The sequence below is a fragment of the Pseudanabaena biceps PCC 7429 genome, from assembly GCF_000332215.1.
Taxonomy (GTDB): Bacteria; Cyanobacteriota; Cyanobacteriia; order Pseudanabaenales; family Pseudanabaenaceae; genus Pseudanabaena; species Pseudanabaena biceps.
This window is the reverse complement of sequence record NZ_ALWB01000017.1, coordinates 33,901-40,206: the sequence shown is the minus strand read 5'-3', so window position 1 is coordinate 40,206 and position 6,306 is coordinate 33,901. Positions and strand designations below refer to the sequence as shown.

General features: G+C 46.3%; 5 protein-coding genes. 1 reads left to right on the top strand and 4 read right to left on the bottom strand.

What is annotated here, in order from left to right; translation table 11 throughout:
- Positions 1–74 precede the first annotated feature (74 nt).
- Complete coding sequence (gene hemF / locus PSE7429_RS03615; protein ID WP_009625696.1) at positions 75–1,097, bottom strand: oxygen-dependent coproporphyrinogen oxidase; 1,023 nt, start codon at positions 1,095–1,097, stop codon at positions 75–77.
- A 392-nt stretch (positions 1,098–1,489) separates the two neighbouring features.
- Between hemF and PSE7429_RS03610 the strand changes: the two genes are divergently transcribed.
- A complete protein-coding gene (locus PSE7429_RS03610; RefSeq protein ID WP_040687177.1) occupies positions 1,490–2,044 on the top strand; it encodes a GNAT family N-acetyltransferase in 555 nt (184 codons plus the stop codon).
- A 38-nt stretch (positions 2,045–2,082) separates the two neighbouring features.
- Here PSE7429_RS03610 and bchL read toward each other — a convergent pair whose 3' ends face one another.
- From bchL to PSE7429_RS03595, 3 genes are all read right to left on the bottom strand, one after another.
- On the bottom strand, positions 2,083–2,955 hold the full coding sequence (gene bchL / locus PSE7429_RS03605; protein WP_173400648.1) for a ferredoxin:protochlorophyllide reductase (ATP-dependent) iron-sulfur ATP-binding protein: 873 nt from the start codon (positions 2,953–2,955) through the stop codon (positions 2,083–2,085).
- A gap of 93 nt (positions 2,956–3,048) precedes the next feature.
- Positions 3,049–4,737: a ferredoxin:protochlorophyllide reductase (ATP-dependent) subunit B gene (gene bchB, locus PSE7429_RS03600; protein ID WP_009625693.1), complete on the bottom strand. Its 1,689-nt coding sequence runs from the start codon at positions 4,735–4,737 to the stop codon at positions 3,049–3,051.
- 128 nt (positions 4,738–4,865) lie between these two features.
- Entirely contained in the window at positions 4,866–6,146 is a 1,281-nt protein-coding gene (locus PSE7429_RS03595) for a ferredoxin:protochlorophyllide reductase (ATP-dependent) subunit N (protein ID WP_009625692.1), read from the bottom strand.
- Positions 6,147–6,306 lie beyond the last annotated feature (160 nt).

Sequence of the window (6,306 nt, the reverse complement as noted above, 5' to 3'; positions counted from 1 at the left end):
CAAAAACCTGTGGCGCATGCGCAGCGTGCGCCACAGGTTTTTGGGTTTTATATTTAATTGCACCTAGCTACTTACTAGGCTTGCCAGTTAATCCAGTCTTGCGGTTTCAAGAATGTTTCATGCAGCTCAGCTTCGGGAGTGTTGGGTTCGGGATGGTAGTCGTAATCCCAACGTACGAGCGGTGGTAGTGACATCAGGATCGATTCAGTCCGACCATTGGTTTGCAGACCGAAGATCGTGCCGCGATCGTAAACGAGGTTAAATTCTACATAGCGTCCACGACGGTATAGCTGCCATTGCTTTTCGCGATCGCCAAATTCCATATGGCGACGACGATTAGCGATCGGGGTGTAGGCAGGGAGAAATGCATTGCCGCAGCTATTCACAAAGGAAAAAATCTCTTCCCAAGTGCGAGGCACATCACCGATCTCGTCACTCATAACTTGAGCGGTTGTAGAGTCGCTACTGTTTTTGTAAAGCCCATCTTCTCCATTTTGATAGTCAAAGAAGATGCCACCTACGCCACGGGTTTCGCCGCGATGCTTGAGGAAAAAGTAATCATCACACCATTGCTTAAATACGGGATAGTAATGGGGATTGTGGCGATCGCAAGCATCTTTAAGCGTGCTATGCAAATGTTTGGCATCTTCGCCAAAGCCATAGTAGGGAGTGAGGTCGAGCCCACCACCAAACCACCAGATTGGACCTGCTTCAAAATAGCGGTAGTTAAGATGTACGGTAGGAGCGTAGGGATTCTTAGGGTGCAATACCATCGAAGTACCCGTTGCATAAAAAGTCTCACCTGCTACTTCGGGATGATGGCGCAAAATAGCTGGAGGTAACTGAGAGCCATAGACTTCAGAAAAGTTAACGCCACCTTTATCAAAATAGTCGCCGTCGGTAATTACCCGCGATCGCCCACCGCCACCCTCAGCTCGTTCCCACTGATCCTGTTGAAACTTAGCTTTACCATCGAGTTCTTCTAAGCCTTGGCAAATGCTATCTTGCAGACTCTGCATGAACTGTTTTACTCGGATTTTAGAATCAACGGGAACCTTAGGTAAAACCCTACTAGGGGCGATAGGGGCGATAGTCATAATCGTTTCTTACTACTTACTAATATGTGAATATGCGACTGAGGATTTTTATAAAATTTTTCTACTGGGAGCCCTAACCAAAAAGTCAAGCCCCAATAAACAGATTAAGGATTGATATATCACTGTTAAATACTTTACATTCACTCTGGGATACCTAGGTGAAATGTAAAGCATTGTGTAGTAAATTGTGGCGTAATTTGGATTGCTAGACGAGTGGCGGCGCTTAGCGCCGCCACTCGTCTAGCAGTCTCTACTTTGTTGTAGCTCTTGTTAGGACAAAATCAAAGCCCAAGAGAGGGTTGCCGCGCGGAGCGCGGCAACCCTCTCTTGGGCTTTATGTCCTGATACATTTGACGACAGCTATAATTCATGGTTTTATGAATATCCCTAATATGCAAGAACTAACAGATCAATTTCTCACTTTGCAAACACCAAGGCTTATTCTTCGCAAACTACTACTCAGTGATGCCGAAGATATTTTTGCCTATGCAAGCGATCCATTGGTTTCTGCCTATACTCTATGGGATACGCATCATTCGTTGGATGATACCTATCGGTATTTAAACGATATTGCCTTGGAATTATATCGTTCTGGACAAGGAATAGACTGGGGAATTGTCGATAGGAAGAGTAATAGACTAATTGGAACTTGCGGGTTATACACCACACCAATGCATCGACGCGCGGAAATTGGATATGCTCTAGCAAGGGATTATTGGGGACAGGGCTTGATGTCAGAAGCAGTGAGGGCAGCGATCGCTTTTGGTTTTCATGTGATGCAATTACTCAGAATTCAAGCCTTTTGTGCCCTAGAGAATATTGGTTCGGCTAGGGTTTTAGAGAAGTCAGGAATGCAGTTTGAAGGGATTTTGCATAATTATGTTTTTACTAAAGCCCAGTCTTGGGATGTCAAGATGTATGCAATTACGCGATCGCCGATATTCTAAAAAACAAGCCCTCGCTTAGCGAGGGCTTGTTGTGATGCTTAGTCAAAACCAAGGAGGTCAAAAATTTCACGATCCTTAAGCGGTTGAGCATAGAGCGGTTCAGCATTTTCAAGCATACCCTTAGCCAACTTGAGATATTCCTGCTGCACTTCTAGTACTTCAGGATCGGGTTCCATTTCAAATACCGTGCATTTTTTCAAGCGGCTACGCCGAATTGCATCAACGGTGCGGAAATGGGCTAGAGTTTTTAAACCTACACGCTCGTTAAACTTGTCAATCTGATCAGTTCCTTCACTACGGTTGGCGATGATTCCGCCCAGCCGCACGCGATAGTTTTTCGCTTTCGATTGAATTGCCGCTACAATCCGATTCATGGCAAAGATGGAATCAAAATCATTTGCAGTCACGATCAAGCAATAATGGGCATGTTGTAAAGGTGCAGCAAATCCACCACAGACCACATCGCCAAGCACATCAAAAATAACGACATCGGTATCTTCGAGTAGATGATGTTCTTTTAGCAATTTGACAGTTTGACCTGTGACATAGCCTCCGCAACCAGTACCTGCGGGAGGACCACCAGCTTCAATACACATGACTCCGTTATAGCCTTCAAACATGAAGTCTTCTGTCTGCAACTCTTCAGAATGGAAGTCAACGGTTTCGAGAACATCGATTACCGTGGGAACCATTCTCTTGGTGAGGGTGAAGGTGCTGTCATGCTTTGGATCGCAGCCAATTTGCAAGACACGTTTACCAAGATGGGAAAATGCTGCGGATAGATTGGAAGATGTGGTGGATTTGCCGATGCCACCTTTACCGTAGACGGCAATTACTAAAGCACCTTCAATGACCATCCCTGGGTCTTGATGCACCTGAACACTACCTTCTCCATCTTCACATTTAGTAATTGATGGTGGATGCGCTGTTAAAACTGCCAAAATAAACTCCTATAAAACAACTGTATTGGTAAATTTCTCTTGGGCGCAAAGCGCCCAAATCCATTACTTGCCGATCGCCGCTTTTGCCTCGTAGAGAGTTTCTACGGTAATCGAAGTGATGCCGCGATCGCTGGCAAACTTCTCAGTATTGCGTTTGATTTTGCCGCGTACGAAGAAGGGGATCTTCTTTAACTCAGCTTCACCATCGGCACTCCAAGTAATTCCTGACAAATCTTGAGCTACTTGTATGGGAGTGAGAACGGCTTGATTGGAGCCCCCTGCGGAGGCGATCGCCTGTTCGCTAACTCCCATTTCGTGAGGTAAATCGCGACGAATCTCTTGTGATGGTGCAGCGTGCAGATGGCTCATATGTCCCTCGGCAAACTCGAAGTCTTCGCGGAACATACCAATCAAATGCTCCTCTAGCCCCATCATCAAAGGATGTACCCAGCTATCAAAAATTACATTTGCGCCTTCCCAGCCCATTTGAGGTGAATAACGAGCGGGCACATCCTGAACATGGATGGGCGCAGAAATTACCGCGCAGGGAATACCCAATCGCTTGGCAATATGTCGTTCCATCTGAGTACCAAGTACTAGTTCTGGAGCGGCTTCGGTAACCTTGGCTTCTACGGCAAGATAATCATCGCTAATGACGGCTTCCAGTCCGTGTTTCTTCGCTACTTCTCGCACTTCCCGCGCAAATTCACGGCTATAGGTTCCAATACCGACGAGGGTAAATCCTAGTTCTTCAGTGGCGATTCGCGCGGCAGCAAGGGCGTGAGTCGCATCACCAAAGATAAAAACTCTCTTGCCAGTCAGATAGGTGGAGTCAACTGATCGCGAATACCAAGGTAAACGGGAGGCCTGAGGATTGGCTGGCGATGAAATACGCGAGGCATCCCAATTCCCCAACGTATCAGACTGCGATCGCTGCAACGCTTCACTCACATCAATATCCATCACCCTTCCAATTTCGGCAATAAAATCACGGGTTGCACCCACACCGATTGGTACGGTCTTGATAACAGGTTGGGCAAAACTGCGCGTCAGCCAAGTGCAGGTGGTGAGAGCAATTTCAGGATAGAGGCAAATATTAAAATCCGCATCGGGGATGCGCATCAAGTCATCGGGCGTTGCTCCCATTGGGGCAATTACATTCACATCAACGCCGATTTCGGCCAGTAACTTAACTACTTCACGAATATCATCGCGACATCGGAAGCCCAGAGCCGTAGGACCAATGATATTCGCTTTAGGACGAACATGGGGATCGCGTTTAGGTCTTTGGGTATTGGGTGGTAGCACAAAGGGCAAGAGCAAAGTCCGTACTAAATGATAGAGGGTTTCGCTAGCTCCCCAATTTTCTTTTTTAGAATAGGCGGGCAATTCTAAACTCACGATCGGGATTGGCAAACTCATCCCTTTGGCTAGGGAGCCTGGTTGATCCTGAATTAATTCCGCTGTGCAGCTTTCCCCAACTAACATGACTTGAGGTTTAAATCTCTCGTAGGCATCGCGGACGGATGTTTTTACCATTTCCGCAGTATCTCCGCCGAGATCGCGAGCTTGAAAAGTTGTATAAGTAACAGGTGGACGGCGATCGCGCCGTTCGATCATCGTAAATAGGAGATCGGCGTAAGTATCGCCCTGAGGTGCATGAAGTACATAATGCACGCCTTCCATACTAGTTGCAATTCGCATTGCTCCCACATGGGGAGGACCTTCATAAGTCCAGAGGGTTAATTCCATAGATTGTTTTTTATTGGGTAGTTGGCTGTTAGCGAGTAGTTGTTAGTTTATGAATTGTTTTTGGGGAGTCTGAATTTTTAGTTCTTTAGATCTAGTTACAAAACTAAAGAATAACCAAAAATTAATCACTAAACTGTTAGTCTTCTACGTCTCTCAAGAGGTCGGGCAAACAATTCTGCTAAGTCGGCGGCTTGGTCGTAACCATGAATCGGTGAAAATACTAATTCAATAGACCATTTCGTTGCCATGCCTTCAGCTTCGAGCGGATTAGCTAAGCCCAGACCACAGACGGTAATATCGGGTTTTGCTTCCCGACAGCGATCTAGCTGCTTTTCTACGTCCTGACCTTCGGAGAGGGCTGTGCCAACTGGTAATAGGTTGATTTCACTCTCCATCAATAGGCGATCGATATAGGGAGTTCCTACTTCGACTAGCTCCATGCCACATTCTCTGGATAGAAATCTTGCTAGGGGAATTTCTAATTGAGAATCGGGGAATAAAAAGGCTTTTCGACCTGCTAGGGTCTGACGATAGCGCTCTAGGGCAATCTTAGCGCGATTTACAGAGGGGGCGATCGCTTGCTCAAACTGACTGCTATCAATATGCCAAGCATCTGCGGCGGTTTTGAGCCATGCCGTAGTTCCTTCAATGCCAAATGGATAGGGGGATGGTAATAAAGTAGCGCCTCTGGCGATAAGCGATCGCACGGTATCGCTGAGAAAGGGCTGTGCTAGAAGTAACTTCGTGCCTTTGCCCACAGGCGGTAACTTGGATGCACGGCGAGGCGGAAAGAAATAAACAGGACCAATTCCTAGTTTTTCAAATAGTCTTTGGAATTGGTCTTCCACCACATCGGCAAGACTGCCCACGATCATCAAGCTCGGCTCCTCATAGCTATTGGGCAAAACTGGAACCATTGATCCTAGGCAAGCATCTTCACCCTGCGTAAAAGTTGTTTCGATGCCACTGCCAGAATAATTCAGAATCCGAACCTTCGGAAAGAATCGCTGATTCAATCGTTCGGAAGCCTTCGCTAGATCGAGCTTGATCACTTCTGAAGGACATGAGCCTACTAAAAATAAAGTACCAATGTCAGGGCGACGTTCAAGCAACTGATCGACAATGCGATCGAGTTCTTCGTTGGCATCGGCTAGTCCCGCGAGATCCCGTTCGCCAAGAATTGCCGTCCCAAATCTTGGTTCTGCAAAAATCATCACTCCAGCCGCAGACTGGACAAGATGGGCGCAAGTGCGGGAACCAACTACAAGAAAAAATGCATCCTGCATCTTACGGTGTAGCCAGACTATTCCTGTCAAGCCACAAAATACCTCTCTCTGACCCCGTTCCTTTAGTATAGGGATATCTGTCTTGATTTGGTTAGGAACTTCTGTGCAAGGCTCTAGAGCCATGTTTTGCTCTCCTCTGGGGATAAAAACCCGAAATTTTTTAAAGAAAATCTAAGCCTTCATTCTTAAAGGGTTAGTCCCTGTCTTATGGCAAAAGCCAGTGATTTAAAGGTAATCAATAAATTAATCCTCTTTACTATATTTAGTAAAACCAAGAGACTGG

Coding starts and splice junctions, on each gene's coding strand:
- hemF (WP_009625696.1), bottom strand. CDS start 1,097: ATGACTATCGCCCCTATCGCCCCTAGTAGGGTTTTACCTAAGGTTCCC.
- PSE7429_RS03610 (WP_040687177.1), top strand. CDS start 1,490: ATGCAAGAACTAACAGATCAATTTCTCACTTTGCAAACACCAAGGCTT.
- bchB (WP_009625693.1), bottom strand. CDS start 4,737: ATGGAATTAACCCTCTGGACTTATGAAGGTCCTCCCCATGTGGGAGCA.
- PSE7429_RS03595 (WP_009625692.1), bottom strand. CDS start 6,146: ATGGCTCTAGAGCCTTGCACAGAAGTTCCTAACCAAATCAAGACAGAT.